Below are 14,382 nucleotides of genomic sequence, written 5' to 3' on the forward strand. Positions count from 1 at the left end.
CGCCGCCGTGGGTACGTATCCTCACTCTTCCGACAGGTAGGCTGCGCCGCCGAGCTGCCGCGCCTGGCGCTGGATCCACGCCGCACGCCGCTGCACGTAGGGCCCTGGCGCCGCCGCGTTGTAACGCCGCGGTGCCGGCAGCACCGCGGCCAGCCGCGCGCTCTCGGCCGGACTCAGCCGGGCCGCGTCCTTGCCCCAGAATTTCTGCGCCGCCGCCTGTGCGCCGTACACGCCATCGCCGAACTCGGCGATGTTGGCGTACATCTCCAGGATGCGTTCCTTCGGCCACAGCGCTTCAATCAGCACCGTGTACCAGACCTCCAGGCCCTTGCGGATCCAGCTGCGGCCCTGCCAGAGGAACAGGTTCTTGGCCACCTGCTGGCTGATCGTGCTGGCGCCGCGCAGGCGCCCGCCCTTCGCGTTGTGGTCGCGGGCCTTCTCGATCGCCTGCAGGTCGAAGCCGTTGTGGTCCGGGAACCGCTGATCCTCGGCCGCGACCAGCGAGATCGGCAGGCTCGCCGCCATCTGGTCGAGGTCGCGCCACTGGTAGTGCAGGCGGTAGGACCAGTCGGCTTCGCCCAGCGCCTCGCCATAGCGCCACAGCATCACCGTGGACAGCGGCGGGTCGATGAACCGCAGCACCAGCACCTGCAGGCAACTGAAGGCCGCCAGCAGCACCGGCAGCCACAGCAGCCGCTTCCAGTGCCAGCGGCGACGGCGCGGCGCCGCCTCCTCTACCTTGTGCTGCTCTCCCCCTGCCCCCATTACTGGTGCATCCTTCTTCTGTCTGGTTGTCGGCGCATTATCCGGCAACCGCCCTCGTTTACGCGCGATGTGAGCCGATGACCGCCAACCCCGATTCCCTGATCCGCTTCCTGCTCCCCGACGCCGGCGTCCGTGGCGTCCATGTGCGCCTGCAGGCCACCTGGCAGGAAATCCTGTCCCACGCCGCCTACCCGGACGCTGCAGCTGAACTGCTCGGCGAGGCCTGCGTAGCCTCGGCGCTGTTCACCGGCCACACCAAGATCGACGGCCGCCTGTCGATCCAGCTGCGCAGCAGCACCGCCCTGCGCACCCTGTTCGCCGAATGCACCGCGGCCGGCACCCTGCGCGGCATCGCCCAGCTCAGCGAAGGCGCCGACGCGCCGCGCGACCTGTCCAGCCTGGGCGATGACGCCCTGCTCGCCATCACCATCGAGAACCCGGGCCTGGACCCGCGCGAACCACAGCGCTACCAGAGCCTGGTCGGGCTGACCGCGGCGGAACTGGACGAAGCCTTCGAGGACTACTTCCGCCAGTCCGAGCAGCTGCCGACCCGCCTGCTGCTGGCGGCCGACCGCCACGGTGCGGCCGGCCTGCTGCTGCAGAAGCTGCCCGGCGACGAGGGCGACGAGGGCGACGAGGACGGCTGGGCCCGTGCCAGCGCCCTGTTCGAGACCCTGGGTCGGGCCGAACTGCTGGCCACGCCGGCCGAGCAGCTGCTGCACCGCTTGTTCCACGAGGAGAAGCCGGCGCTGCTGGGTGAGAAGCCGCTGTCCTTCGCCTGCTCCTGCTCGCGTGAACGGGTCGCCTCGATGCTGCAGTCGCTGGGCGAGGACGAGGCCCGCGCCGCTGCCGAAGCGACCGGCGCCGTCGAAGTCCGTTGCGAATTCTGCGGGCGCGAGTATCACTTTCCTTTGACGGAGTTCGGCATACTGTTCCACGGTGCCGAGGGGACTGTACCGGCGCCTGAACGGCTTCAGTAAACGGCGGGTCTTGCATCTGGGGGGATCAAGGCTTGTTAAGAATTCATAAACACCCTAGGATCAAGTTCCCGTACCCACGGGAACTTCCGTTGTCCGTCCCTGTCTGAACTGGTCCGATGCGTACCTATCTGCGTCTACCGCTGGCCCTGATGATCGCCCTTGGCGCGATCACGGGCGTGCACGCGCAGAGCAAGGACACCCGCACCGTACTGCCGGTGTGGAACAAGGGCAGCGGCAAGGTCGAGGCCCTGCTGTACCTGGAACCTACCGGTGAACAGGCTGCCGGCGCCCGCTGGCACTTCGGCCGCAACTCGCTGGATGCGGCCTTCGGCCTGTCCTCCGGCGATTCGCTGGGGCTGCTCTGCAGCAGCAGCAGCGGAACCAGCATGAGTGGACTGGCCAGTCATTGCATGCTGGCCAGCCTCGGCGACGACGATGACCTCAACAGCCGCCGCTTCACCGGCACCGCCGCGCTGAACCGCGGCAACAGCCGCCTGGGCATCACCGCCGGCACCGGCCGTGAAACCCTGCCGGCCTGGCTGGCGGGCCCGAACAAGACCCCCTCGCTGCGCGCCGAGCAGAACGATCTGACCGTGTTCGCGCAGAAGAACATCGGCCGTGAAGGCTTTGTCTCCATCGCCGGTACCTATGCCAAGGCGCGCCTGGTGCCGCTGGCCGATGCCTCGCCTGCCCTCGTCGACCGCTGGGACAGCAAGAGCCTGAGCATCGGCGCCGGCTACGGCAATTTCACCGGCAGCATCATCGGCCGCGTCATCGACGTGCCAGGCAAGCCGGGCAAGTGGGAAGGCCTGGGCATCGGCCTGACCTGGCGCACGCCGTGGTCCGGGCAGCTCACCGTGGGCGCCGAGAACGTGATCAGCCGCGGCAAGAACCCGTTCTCGCCGCGCAACGAAAGCAACGACGACGGCACCGTGCCCTACGTCCGCTACGAGCAGGACCTCTAAGGTCGCTGCCCCTGCCGCAGCGGCATCGCTGCGACACGCCTCATTCCCTCCCCTCTGCTGTGCATCCGGGCCCGCGCCCGGCCGTGCCGGTGTTCGCGCTGTGCCCGGCCGCGCGTTCACGCGCACGCCGCGCAACGCGCTGCAGCCTCATGAAAAAAGCCACGCCCCTTTCGGGGCGTGGCCATGTCACAGGTACGGATTACGCCGCGATCAGAAGCGCTGGGTGTACTTCATGTACAGGAAGCGACCGATGTCGAAGCCACCGTAGTAGGAGACGTTCGCGTTCGGCTGGCTGTACATGGTCGGGCCCACGCGGCCGAACACGTTGTTGGCACCCACGGCTACCGTCGCATTCCACGGAGCGCTCCAGCGCAGCTGGACGTCGTTGAACACGGTTGCGCCGCGCTGGTTGGTCGCGCTACCCACGGCCACGCCCCGGTTGTTCGGCGAGGCGTAGTTCGGCAGGTTGCACTCTTCCGGGAACGTCACCGCACTCAGGCAGGATTCCTTCATGCCGGAGAAGTAACGCACGGTCCAGCTGGCGCCGAAATCACCCATTTCCCAACCCAGGTTCAGGTTCGAACGCACGCGGAAGGCGCCGCCCGCCCAGCCCACGCCAGTGCGGGGGTTCGGGTGGGTGACCGGGTTCTTGGTGGTGACCAGGTCGTCACGCGACGTGTAGGTGCTGGTCCACTGCGCGCTGAAGTTGCCGAAGCGATCGGTCGGCAGGCGGTAGCTGACGTCCAGGTCGAAACCTTCCACCTCGCGGTAGCCGGCGTTGATGCCGGTACGCTTGAGGTTGTTGACGATGCCGGTCACCGGGTCACGCGTGAACGCCGAGCAGCGCGCCGCGATGTCGTTGATGTAGCAGTCGTTGAGGATCAGGTTGGCCGTGTCGGAGATGATGGTGTTCTCGACGCGGATTTCCCACCAGTCCAGCGACATGTTGAAGTTCTGGATGAAGCCCGGGCTCCACACCACGCCCAGGGTCTTGGACGTCGAGGTTTCCGGGGTCAGCTTGTCGTTGGAACCGGACACGAAGGCCAGCGGGGTCTGCGACGAGGCCGCGGTGGTCGGCGTGAAGCCCTGCTGCTGCTGGCGGAACGTATTGGCGCTGACGCCGGCCGGCAGTGCCGCGGCGCAGCGGGCACGGACCGCAGCGTTGGTGCGCGAAGCACCGTAGACCGCATCACACGGATCGGTGAAGAAGTCGAACGACTGCGAACCACCGCTGTACAGGTCGGCGATGGTCGGGGCACGGAAGCCCTCGGCCCAGGTACCGCGCAGCAGCACCGAATCGATCGGCTTCCACTTGAAGCCGAACTTGCTGTTCAGCGTGGTGCCGAAGGTGTCGTAGTCCGAATGACGGGTGGCCGCGTTGAGGCTCAGCTCGCGGGCGCCCGGCAGGTCGGCCAGGATCGGCACGTTGAACTCGGCATAGACTTCATCAACCTTGTAGCCGCCGCCGGTGGGGAAGTTGGCCAGGCCGGAGGTGTTGCCCGACTGCACCAGCGCGTCCGGGCTGAAGCTGCCGCTTTCCTTGCGGTGCTCGATACCCACGGCGAAGCCCAGGTCGCCGGCCGGCAGGGTGAACAGGCTGCCTGCCAGGTTGGCGGTGATCACCTTGGTGGTGGTCTCGGCGGTGGAGTGCGCGGCCGGGAACAGCAGATTCTGCAGCGCCTCATTGCCGGTCAACGCGCCATTGGCACCGTTGCTCGGAATGCCGGCACGCAGGAACGGGTTGTACGGCACGCACTGGCTCAGCGGGATCGGGCTGGCCGCGGTACCGCACTGCGCCACGCCACTGCTGTTGATGAAGGACGGACCCACTGCCGCACGCAGCGCGGTCAGGTTGAGGTCACCGGTGCTGGTCTGGACCAGCTTGTTGTTGTTGTACAGGTAGCCGACATCCCAGTCGAACAGGCGGTCAGCGAACTCGAAGCTGCCTTCCAGGCCACCACTGAAGCGGAACGTGGTCAGCTCGGCACGGGTGTTGCGCGGCACTTCCCAGGTACGGCGCCACCAGTTGCTGATCTCGGTACCCAGCGGGTTGAACGCGCTGGTGGCCGACATCGGCGAGGTGAAGGCCAGCGCCTGGTACGGATAGCCGGCGATCTGGCGGTTCGAATCGCGGTAGCTGTACAGCATGTTGGTGCGCAGACGCACGTTGTCGGTCAGGTCGTAGATGCCATCGACGAACACGGCGCGGCGTTCCTGCGGGGTACGCAGGTCGGTCTGCAGGTTGGTGTTGGTCTTGTCCTTGGTGACAAAGCTGTTGACGTTCTGCGCAACGTAGTCGGCCTTGTTGTTCGGGTTGCCACCCTCACGCAGGATCACGCGCACTTCGCGGTTCGGATTGCCAGCGCTGGCGGCCGGATAGGTGATGCCCGGCAGGCCATCGGCCGGACGGCTGACGAAGCCGCCGAACTCACCGACGGTGGTCCAGCCGAAATCCGGATGGTTGGCACTGCGCGGGAAGGCGCCGTAGGGGCGATCCGCAGCCGCCACCTTGTCTTCCTTGGCGTACTCGGCACCGATGGTCAGCGAGCCACGCTCACCCTTCACGCCCATGGTGAAGTCCATGGTGCGGGTGGCACCATCGCCTTCGCTGTACTGGCCGTAGTAGACGCTGCCGGTGGCGCCTTCGAAGTTGCTGCGGGTGATGATGTTGATGACGCCGGCGATGGCATCCGAACCGTAGATCGACGAGGCGCCGTCCTTCAGCACTTCGATGCGCTCGATGGCCGAGACCGGCACGGTCGAGATGTCCTGCAGGCCACCGGTGGTGATGCCCAGGCGCTTGCCGTTGAGCAGGACCAGGGTGCGGGTGGCGCCCAGGTCACGCAGGCTGATGTAGGTACCGCCGACGGCTTCGCCCGAGGACAGCGGCTGGGCACGGCTGATCGGCGGCGTACCCACCGCGCTGATGTTCTGCAGGATGTCGGCGACCGACGAGAAGCCCTGCTTCTCGATGTCGGCGCGGTTCAGGGTCAGGACCGGCTGGGCGGTTTCGACGTCGACGGTACGGATGCGCGAACCGGTGACCTCGATGCGGTCCAGGTTGGTTGCGGTCTGCGCAGACGCCGCGCCGATACCCGCCACGGATGCGGCGCTGGCCGCCAGCGCGACACACACAGCATCGCGCAGCTTGTTGCTGTTCAACTTCATGGGCTCTCTCTCCATGGATCTTGGGTTGTGTGCTGAGTCCAACCGACGTGCCACAAAAGGGCGGCACAAAAAACGGTTGGTGACTCGATAGTAGCCACACTTGATCTGGAATTAAAGAGTCGTTAAGGAAATGCCCAAATCGCGTGAAATCGGTCTCACTACGACATACGTTGGCGCATTGAAGCCGCCCTGCAAGGCGCGTTTGGCTGCTGCAGGGCGCCCTTCTCCCATTCAGCTTGGAATGAGTGTCTCGATCAGATGTTCGACATAGGCCTCGAAATCCTCGCGGGCCTGCTTCGGCTGCTGCAGCTGCAGCGAAAGCTGCAGGAAGCCGACATAAGCGGCATAGGCCAGGCGTGCGCGATGCCGCGCATCGGTGGAGCTGAGCCCGGCCTGGCGGAACGAGGCGACCAGATAGTCCAGCCGGCGCTGCGAGACACGGTCGATCACCGGCCGCACCATCGGATGGTCCAACGCCTTCAACAGCTCGCTGTAGATGATGTGCGGCTGCACCTCGTGCGCCACCATCTGGAACAGCTGGCGCAGGCGCACGCGCGGGTCCGGCACATCCTCAAGGCTGCCGAACACCTGCTCCTGTTCGAACAGTTCCCAGCGTTCCAGCGCGGCCTGCAGCAATGCATCGCGCGAGGGGAAATGCCAATAGAAACTGCCCTTGGTCACGCCCAGGCGCCGCGCCAACGGTTCTACCGCGACGGCACCCACGCCTTGTTCAGCAATCAGGTCGAGAGCCGCCTGGGCCCAGTCTTCAGCACTCAGGCGGCTGTTGCGGCCGGCGCGCGGTTCGCCGGCGGAAGCGTCAGGTTGATTCATGGGCTGATTTAACCATACGCCGGGGTTCGTTGCAGTACGCGGTTGCGGCCGAAACCGTCGCAGGGCGCGTGCAAGCGCCTGCCGCAGCGCACCATACCCCGCAGTATTGACTTCCCCTCCCAGCAATCCATACTAGGAAGTATGGTTACGTCCCCTACTCCCGCTGCGTTCCATGATCTGCGCCTTGAGGCCGCTCATGGCACGCGCCTGGCCGCGACCGCCAGCGATCATGGCCGCCACCGCCGGGTGTTGTTCGCGCACGGTTTTGGCCAGACCCGTCATGCCTGGACCGCGACGGCCAGCGCTCTGTCCGCTGCGGGCCTGCAGACCCTGGCCTACGACGCCCGCGGCCACGGCGATTCGGACTGGAATGCCACCGACCTGCCCTATCACGGCGAACAGTTCGCCGATGACCTGATCGTGCTGGCCGGCGAGCAGCCGCGGCCGCCGGTGCTGGTGGCGGCATCGATGGGAGGGTTGTTCGGCCTGCTGGCCGAATCGCGCTGGCCCGGCCTGTTCTCGGCAATGGTGCTGGTGGACATCACCCCGCGCTGGGATACCGCCGGTGTCGAGCGCATCCTCGCCTTCATGACCGCCCATCCCGATGGCTTCGCGTCGCTGGCCCAGGCCGCCGACGTGATCTCGGCCTATATGCCGCACCGCCCGCGCAAATCCGAGCAGTCGCTGCGCGCGCTGCTGCGCGAAGACGGCCACGGCCGCTGGCGCTGGCACTGGGACCCGCGCCTGGTGGCCGAACTGGCCCGCGACAGCGAACAGCACCAGGATGCGCTGGCCGAGGCCGCACGCCAAGTGAAGTGTCCGCTGCTGCTGGTCAGCGGCGGCCGCAGCGACCTGGTCACGCCACAGACCGTGGCCGAATTCCTGGCGTTGGCGCCGCACGCGCGCCATGTACAGCTGCCGCAGGCCACGCACATGGTCGCCGGCGATGACAACGACGCCTTTACCGCTACTGTGTTGGACTATCTGGACGTGTTGCCCGCAGCGGATGCTGCGGCTTCGTCCGCCACAAACGAGCACGTCACCGGAGCACGCTCATGAGCATCGTTCTTCCCTTCCTCGCCCTGCTGCTGGCAGGCGCGTTCGTCGCCTACCACCGCATGCGGCTGGTTACCTGGACGCTGATCAGCGTGGCCCTGCTGGCCGCCTGCTGGTTCATTCCCTACGTCAACCAGACCGCCACGATCGTTGCCGCCGCCGTGCTGGCGGTGATCGCCGTGCCGCTGCTGCTGCCGTTCATCCGCAAGCCGCTGCTGACCGGCCCGATGATGAAGGTGTTCCGCAAGGTTCTGCCGCCGCTGTCGCAGACCGAGCGCATCGCGCTGGAAACCGGCTCGGTCGGTTTCGAGGGCGAACTGTTCACCGGTGACCCGGACTGGAACATCCTGCTCAACTACCCGAAGCCGCAGCTGACCGCCGAAGAACAGGCCTTCCTGGATGGCCCGGTCGAAGAGCTGTGCACGATGGTCAACGACTGGGAAATCACCCACGTCCACGCCGACCTGCCGCCGGAACTCTGGGCCTTCATCAAGAAGAACAAGTTCTTCGGCATGATCATCCCGAAGGAGTACGGCGGCCTGGGCTTCTCCGCGCTGGCCCACCACAAGGTGATCCAGAAGCTGGCCTCGGTCTCCTCGGTGGTCAGCTCCACCGTCGGCGTGCCGAACTCGCTGGGCCCGGGCGAACTGCTGGTGCATTACGGCACCCAGGAACAGAAGGACCAGTACCTGCCTCGCCTGGCCGATGGCCGCGAAGTGCCGTGCTTCGGCCTGACCGGTCCGTTCGCCGGCTCCGACGCGACCTCGATCCCGGACTACGGCATCGTCTGCAAGGGCGAGTGGAACGGCGAACAGGTGCTCGGCGTGCGCCTGACCTTCGACAAGCGCTACATCACCCTGGCCCCGGTCGCGACCCTGATCGGCATGGCCTTCCGCATGTATGACCCGGATGGCCTGATCGGTGACACCCGCGACATCGGCATCACCCTGGGCCTGCTGCCGCGCGAGACCGCCGGCGTGGAGATCGGCCGTCGCCACTTCCCGCTGAACTCGACCTTCCAGAATGGTCCGATCAAGGGCAAGGACGTGTTCATCCCGCTGACCCAGCTGATCGGCGGTGCCGCGATGGCCGGCAAGGGCTGGAACATGCTCAACGAGTGCCTGGCCGTGGGCCGCTCGATCACCCTGCCGTCCACCGCCAGCGGTGGTGCCAAGGCAGGTGCCGCAGTGACCGGCGCCTACGCTCGCATCCGCAAGCAGTTCGGCCTGTCGGTCGGCCGCTTCGAGGGCGTCGAGGAAGCGCTGGCCCGCATCGGCGGCAAGGCCTACAAGATCAGTGCGCTGTCGCAGGCCACTGCCGCCGCCGTGGACCGTGGTGACGTGCCGTCGGTGCCCTCGGCGATCGCCAAGTACCACTGCACCACCATGAGCCGCGAAGTGATCTCGGACATGATGGATGTGATCGGCGGCAAGGGCATCATCCTGGGGCCGCGCAACTTCGCTGGCCGCAGCTGGCAGGCCGCGCCGATCGCGATCACCGTGGAAGGCGCCAACATCATGACCCGCAGCCTGCTGATCTTCGGCCAGGGTGCGATCCTCTGCCACCCGTGGGTGCTGAAGGAAATGAAGGCCGCGCAGGATCCGGACACCCGTGCCGGCCTGCAGGAATTCGACCGCAGCCTGTTCGGCCACATCCGTTTCGGCATCTCCAACGCCGTGCGTTCGTTCTGGTTCGGCCTGACCGGCGCACGCTTCGGTGCCGCCCCGGGTGATGCCTACACCCGCCGCTACTTCCGCAAGCTGGACCGTTACTCGGCCAACCTGGCGCTGATGGCCGACATCTCGATGATGACCCTCGGCGGCAAGCTGAAGTTCAAGGAATCGCTGTCCGGGCGCCTGGGCGACGTGCTGAGCCACGTCTACATGACCAGCGCCATGCTCAAGCGCTACCACGACGAAGGCGCCCCGCAGGCCGACCAGCCGCTGCTGGCCTGGGCTTTCCACGACAGCGTGCACAAGATCGAAGAATCGCTGTCGGCAGCGCTGCGCAACTTCCCGATCCGCCCGATCGGCTGGCTGATGTGGGCGCTGATCTTCCCGCTCGGCCGCCGTGCCGAGGCGCCGGGCGACCGCCTGAGCCGCCGCGTCGCCGCGCTGCTGATGGCGCCGAACGAAGCCCGCGACCGCCTCGCCAACGGCGTGTTCCTGACCCCGTGCGAGAACAACCCGGGCGGCCGCATCAACAGCTACCTGAGCAAGGCGATCATGGCCGAGCCGGTGGAGCGCAAGTTCCTGAAGGCGCTGAAGAGCAAGGGCATCGAAGCGCTGGACTTCAAGAGCCAGCTGGACGAAGCCGTGGCCGAGGGCGTGATCACCCAGGACGAGCGCAGCCTGCTGGAAGAGCTGCGTACGCTGACCCTGGACACGATCACCGTGGACGACTTCGACACCCACGAGCTGCGCGCGGCCAGCTACTACGACCGCCAGCACAAGGACCCGCATTCGCAGGCGGCCTGATCGCCCGCGACACGCGTTGCCTCGACGGCGGGCCTCGGCCCGCCGTCGCTTTATCCGCCGAATGGAACACCGATCATGTCCACGCCCCTGCTTTCGCTTTACCACCGCCTGCAGCGCTGGCCTGCCGGCAGCTGGCTGTTCTCCCGCGCGGTGTGCTTCAAGGCGCCCTACTTCGCCAGCATCGCGCCACGCATCACCCGCCTGGAGCACGGCCGGTGCGAAGGCACGCTGGCCGACCGCCGCCGCGTGCGCAACCATATCGGCACGGTGCACGCGATCGCGATGTGCAACCTGGCCGAACTCACCGCCGGCCTGATGGTTGATGCATCACTGCCGAAAGGCATGCGCTGGATTCCGAAGGGGATGCAGGTGCGGTACCTGGCCAAGGCACGCGGCACCCTGCAGGCGGTGGCGCTTCCCGCGCAGCCGATCGTGCCGGCCAGCGAGGGCTACGCGCTGCCGGTGACGGTGAGCGTGCGCGACCGTGCCGGGACGGAGGTGTTCAGCGCGGTCATCGACATGTGGCTGTCCCCGGCCAGATCACACTGATCCCACCTGTAGAGCCGAGTCCACGCTCGGCTTCGGGCTTCCTGTAGAGCCGAGCCCATGCTCGGCGCTACAGGTACCGGTCACGCCAACGCGCGAAGCACCAGCGCCAGGATCGCCGGCAGCGCCTGGATCATGAAGATCCGTCGGCTCACGCTGTACGCGCCATAGCACCCGGCCACCACCACACAGGCCAGCGAGAACGTCACCAGGGCCGGCTGGGCCGTCACCAGGCCGACCAGGATGCCCGCTGCCAGGAAGCCGTTGTACAGCCCCTGGTTGGCCGCCAGCACGCGCGTGGTCTCGGCCTTCTCCGGCGTGTTGCGGAACGTCTTCAGCCCCAGTGGGCGGGTCCACAGGAACATCTCCAGCACCAGGAAGTAAACGTGCAGCAGTGCCACCAGCAGGGTCAGGGCGAGTGCGATCCAGTACATGGGCGATTCCTTGGACAGGGATGGAGAATGGGGTCGGATCCCTTTCCCGTTGGGACAGGGATCCGACACCGGACAATCAGCGGTCGCGCGGCAGTTTCTTCTCTTCGCGCAGCACCCCGAACGCGGCCAGGGTCATCAGGCCGGCAACCACCACGCCACCGATGAACACCACGTGCGAACCGAACAGGGACAGGCCCTTGTGCACCCAGGCGAAGCTCAGGTCCGCCCCCCGGTAGACCACGGTATCGATCGCCGCGCCGGCCTTGTAGCGCCACTGCCGGTCGACCCGGGTATAGATGGTTTCGCGTGCCGGCTTGGCCAGCGCGAATTCGCTGGCACGGGTCATCACCTGCACCACCGCCACCATCAGCGGCATCGGCGAGGCCGCCAGCACCGAGAAGCCGATCAGGATCGCAAAGCCGGGAATCAACAGCGCCGGCGCGATGCCATGCCGCGACAGCAGCCAGCGGGTCAGGCCAAGCTGCATCAACAGCGCCAGCGCATTCACCGCCAGGTCGATGCGCGAGAAGAACGCGGTGCTCGCCGCCGGATCGGTGAAGGCCGCCCGCACGATGCTGGCCTGCTGGTTGTACAGCAGGGTCCCCACGCCGACGCCGAACACCACCATGATCGCCAGCCAGCGCAGCAGCGGTTCGCGCACGATCAGCTTCAGGCCGTCGAGCACGCTGCCGCCCATCGGTTGCTCGCCTGACACCAGCTGCTGCGCCTGCTCGCGCAGCACCGCCCAGTGCCGCAGGCGCCAGATGCAGAACAGGCAGACCAGCAGGAAGCCGGCCGAGACCAGCATCAGGTTGGCGATGCCCACGCGCTGCACCAGCGCACTGGTGATGATCGGGCCAAGGAAGGCGCCGATGGTGCCGGCCGCGCCGATGTAGCCGTACCAGGCACGCGCCTGCGCGTTGGAGAACACGTCGGCCATGAAACTCCAGAACACCGCCACCGCGAACAGGTTGAAGACGGTGATCCAGAAGAAGAACGCCATGCCCCGGCCCGGCACGCCACTGTCGAACAGCACGTAGAAGCCCAGCAGGGTGACGATGAAGAAGCCATAGAGCACCGGCAGGAACACCCGCCGCGGGAAGCGGCTGACCAGCCAGCCATACACCGGCTGCAGCACCAGCATGATCACGAACACGCAGGAGAACAGGAACTGCAGCACGAAGTCCTTCAGCGCGATGCCGTGGCTGTCGAACCAGGCGATCAGCACCGGCGGGAACACCGTTTCCAGGTCGGCTGAGGCGGCCATCGCCTCGCGCACCGGACGCAGCACGTAGTAGCCGCTGAGCAGGCAGAAGAAATACAGGAACGACCACCACAGTGCCGGCGACTCGCGCAGCGCCAGCGTCAGGCCGCGCAGTGGCCCCCTGCCCGGTACCGCACTCACGCGACGTCCCTCGCCAGAAGACGGCGGTTGGACAGCGGCATGGCAGGCTCCGGGGGCAGTGAAGCGCGTACGTTAGCCAATGCACTGCAACATCGCCAGCACGGGGCACACCTCGGACTGCAATGCAGTGTCATGATCGGGCCGGATGACACGTTCCGATACACGCTTTCGGTGCGTCAAAATTCCAACTTTTTCAAATAGATGCGCATTCATCTTCGCTTTGTTTGTGCACAGGGGAAAAGCGGCGCTAGAATCGCCATCAGCAGTCGCGCACGGGTCCAACCGATGAAAAAGAACAGCCTGCGTCGTCCGATCCGTTCGGCGGCCACCGGTTTGCTGGGCATGTTGATGCCCGTTGCCTTGTCCACCACCGCGCAGACCCCGCCACCGTTGCCGCCGCTGCCGGCCAACATCGAATCACCCGCTGCCGCTGCCGTCGCCCATACCCAGCCGGCGGCCTACCGCACCGGCCTGGTGCCGCATGTGCAGGCGCCCGCCGCAGGCTTCAACGTCGCCAACATCGAGTCGATGGCGCAGCAGCTCACCTATGGCGAGCGCGTGCCGGGCATGGCGGTGGCGATCGTGCAGGGCGGCCGCATCCTCAGCGCGCGCGGCTACGGCGTCACCGACGTCAACAACCCGCTGCCGGTCGATGCCCACACCGTGTTCCGCCTGGCCTCGCTGTCCAAGGCATTCGCCGGCACCATGGCCGGCCTGCTGGTCAACGACGGCACCCTGCGCTGGGACAGCAAGGTCACCGACTACGTGCCGGGCTTCCGCCTGAACTCGCCGGAGGCCACCGATCGCCTGACCGTGGCCGACGTGCTCAGCCACCGCGTCGGCCTGCCCTACAACGCCTACGACCGCGACATCGAAGGCAACGCCGAGTACTACGCACTGACCCAGAAGCTGGCCAACACCAGCCTGAAGTGCCTGCCGGGCGACTGCTACGCTTACCAGAACGTGGCCTTCAGCCTGATCGGCGATGTGGTCTATGCCGCCTCCGGCAGCTTCTACGAGCAGTCGGTCGAGCGCCGCATCTTCAAGCCGCTGGGCATGAACGATGCCAGCCTTGGCCTGGCCGGCATCCAGGCCAGTTCGCGCTGGGCACGCCCGCATGTGCGCAGCCGCAACGGCTGGGTGTCGCTGACGCCGAAGCCGACCTACTACCGCGTCGCCCCGGCTGCGGGCGTCAATGCCAGTGCCAGCGACATGGCGCAGTGGCTGCTGGCCCATACCGGGCACCGCCCCGATGTACTGCCGGCACCGCTGCTGGCGACCCTGCACTCCAGCCTGATCAACACCCCCGGCGAGATGCGTTCGGGCTGGCGCCGCGAGCGCCTGCACTCGGCCGGCTACGCGCTGGGCTGGCGCACCTTCGACTACGCCGGCCACGACGTGGTGTTCCATGCCGGTGCCGTGCAGGGCTATCGCGGGCTGGTCGCCCTGGTGCCGGAACGCGACCTCGGCATCGCCATCCTGTGGAACGGCGAAAGCGGCCTGCCCAGCGGCCTGCTGCCGACCGTGCTCGATTCCGCGCTCGGCCTGCCGGCACAGCGCTGGCTGGACGTGGACACCGACTTCGGCGGTGACAACCTGATGGCCGAGGGTGCAAGCCCGGCACAGCAGGACAAGCGCAAGGGCAAGGGTGCCTCGGGCAACCGCGCCGTGGCTTCGCCGCGCTGACCTGGCGGACTCGACCGTGTGTGCGAAGGGCGGCCTGCGGGCCGCCCTTTCTGTTTGCAGGTGTGGAGT

11 protein-coding genes are annotated in these 14,382 nt (G+C 66.9%); 6 read left to right on the plus strand and 5 right to left on the minus strand.

What is annotated here, in order from left to right; all coding sequences use genetic code 11:
* Positions 1 to 21: 21 nt before the first annotated feature.
* Positions 22 to 765 carry a monofunctional biosynthetic peptidoglycan transglycosylase gene (gene mtgA / locus Q0P60_RS06100; protein WP_294989727.1) on the minus strand — a complete coding sequence of 248 codons (744 nt, stop codon included), beginning with the start codon at positions 763 to 765 and terminating at the stop codon, positions 22 to 24.
* Positions 766 to 842: 77 nt separating this feature from the next.
* Between mtgA and Q0P60_RS06105 the strand changes: the two genes are divergently transcribed.
* Complete coding sequence (locus Q0P60_RS06105) at positions 843 to 1,745, plus strand: Hsp33 family molecular chaperone HslO (RefSeq protein ID WP_294989730.1); 903 nt, start codon at positions 843 to 845, stop codon at positions 1,743 to 1,745.
* A gap of 149 nt (positions 1,746 to 1,894) precedes the next feature.
* Positions 1,895 to 2,710 carry a hypothetical protein gene (locus tag Q0P60_RS06110; protein WP_294989933.1) on the plus strand — a complete coding sequence of 272 codons (816 nt, stop codon included), beginning with the start codon at positions 1,895 to 1,897 and terminating at the stop codon, positions 2,708 to 2,710.
* Positions 2,711 to 2,920: 210 nt separating this feature from the next.
* On the opposite strand, the gene Q0P60_RS06115 is transcribed toward Q0P60_RS06110, so the two are convergent.
* Entirely contained in the window at positions 2,921 to 5,878 is a 2,958-nt protein-coding gene (locus Q0P60_RS06115) for a TonB-dependent receptor (protein ID WP_294989733.1), read from the minus strand.
* 231 nt (positions 5,879 to 6,109) lie between these two features.
* Entirely contained in the window at positions 6,110 to 6,709 is a 600-nt protein-coding gene (locus Q0P60_RS06120; RefSeq protein WP_005410690.1) for a TetR/AcrR family transcriptional regulator, read from the minus strand.
* A 141-nt stretch (positions 6,710 to 6,850) separates the two neighbouring features.
* Here Q0P60_RS06120 and Q0P60_RS06125 point away from each other — a divergent pair, with 141 nt between their 5' ends.
* From Q0P60_RS06125 to Q0P60_RS06135, 3 genes are all read left to right on the plus strand, one after another.
* The gene (locus Q0P60_RS06125; protein WP_294989738.1) at positions 6,851 to 7,768 is read left to right on the plus strand and encodes an alpha/beta hydrolase; all 918 of its coding nucleotides are present in this window, start codon (positions 6,851 to 6,853) and stop codon (positions 7,766 to 7,768) included.
* Positions 7,765 to 10,242 carry an acyl-CoA dehydrogenase gene (locus Q0P60_RS06130; RefSeq protein ID WP_294989740.1) on the plus strand — a complete coding sequence of 826 codons (2,478 nt, stop codon included), beginning with the start codon at positions 7,765 to 7,767 and terminating at the stop codon, positions 10,240 to 10,242. Before Q0P60_RS06125 ends, Q0P60_RS06130 begins: the two co-directional genes overlap by 4 nt.
* Positions 10,243 to 10,317: 75 nt before the next feature.
* Positions 10,318 to 10,791 (plus strand): hotdog fold domain-containing protein, encoded by a 474-nt coding sequence (locus Q0P60_RS06135; protein ID WP_294989743.1) that lies wholly within the window; start codon positions 10,318 to 10,320, stop codon positions 10,789 to 10,791.
* A gap of 80 nt (positions 10,792 to 10,871) precedes the next feature.
* On the opposite strand, the gene Q0P60_RS06140 is transcribed toward Q0P60_RS06135, so the two are convergent.
* On the minus strand, positions 10,872 to 11,222 hold the full coding sequence (locus Q0P60_RS06140; protein WP_294989746.1) for a DUF1304 domain-containing protein: 351 nt from the start codon (positions 11,220 to 11,222) through the stop codon (positions 10,872 to 10,874).
* Positions 11,223 to 11,298: 76 nt separating this feature from the next.
* On the minus strand, positions 11,299 to 12,627 hold the full coding sequence (locus Q0P60_RS06145) for an MFS transporter (RefSeq protein WP_294989749.1): 1,329 nt from the start codon (positions 12,625 to 12,627) through the stop codon (positions 11,299 to 11,301).
* A 285-nt stretch (positions 12,628 to 12,912) separates the two neighbouring features.
* On the opposite strand from Q0P60_RS06145, the gene Q0P60_RS06150 reads away from it, so the two are divergent.
* Positions 12,913 to 14,313 carry a serine hydrolase domain-containing protein gene (locus Q0P60_RS06150; RefSeq protein ID WP_294989752.1) on the plus strand — a complete coding sequence of 467 codons (1,401 nt, stop codon included), beginning with the start codon at positions 12,913 to 12,915 and terminating at the stop codon, positions 14,311 to 14,313.
* Positions 14,314 to 14,382: the final 69 nt, after the last annotated feature.

The organism is uncultured Stenotrophomonas sp. (assembly GCF_945952405.1).
Taxonomy (GTDB): domain Bacteria; phylum Pseudomonadota; class Gammaproteobacteria; order Xanthomonadales; family Xanthomonadaceae; genus Stenotrophomonas.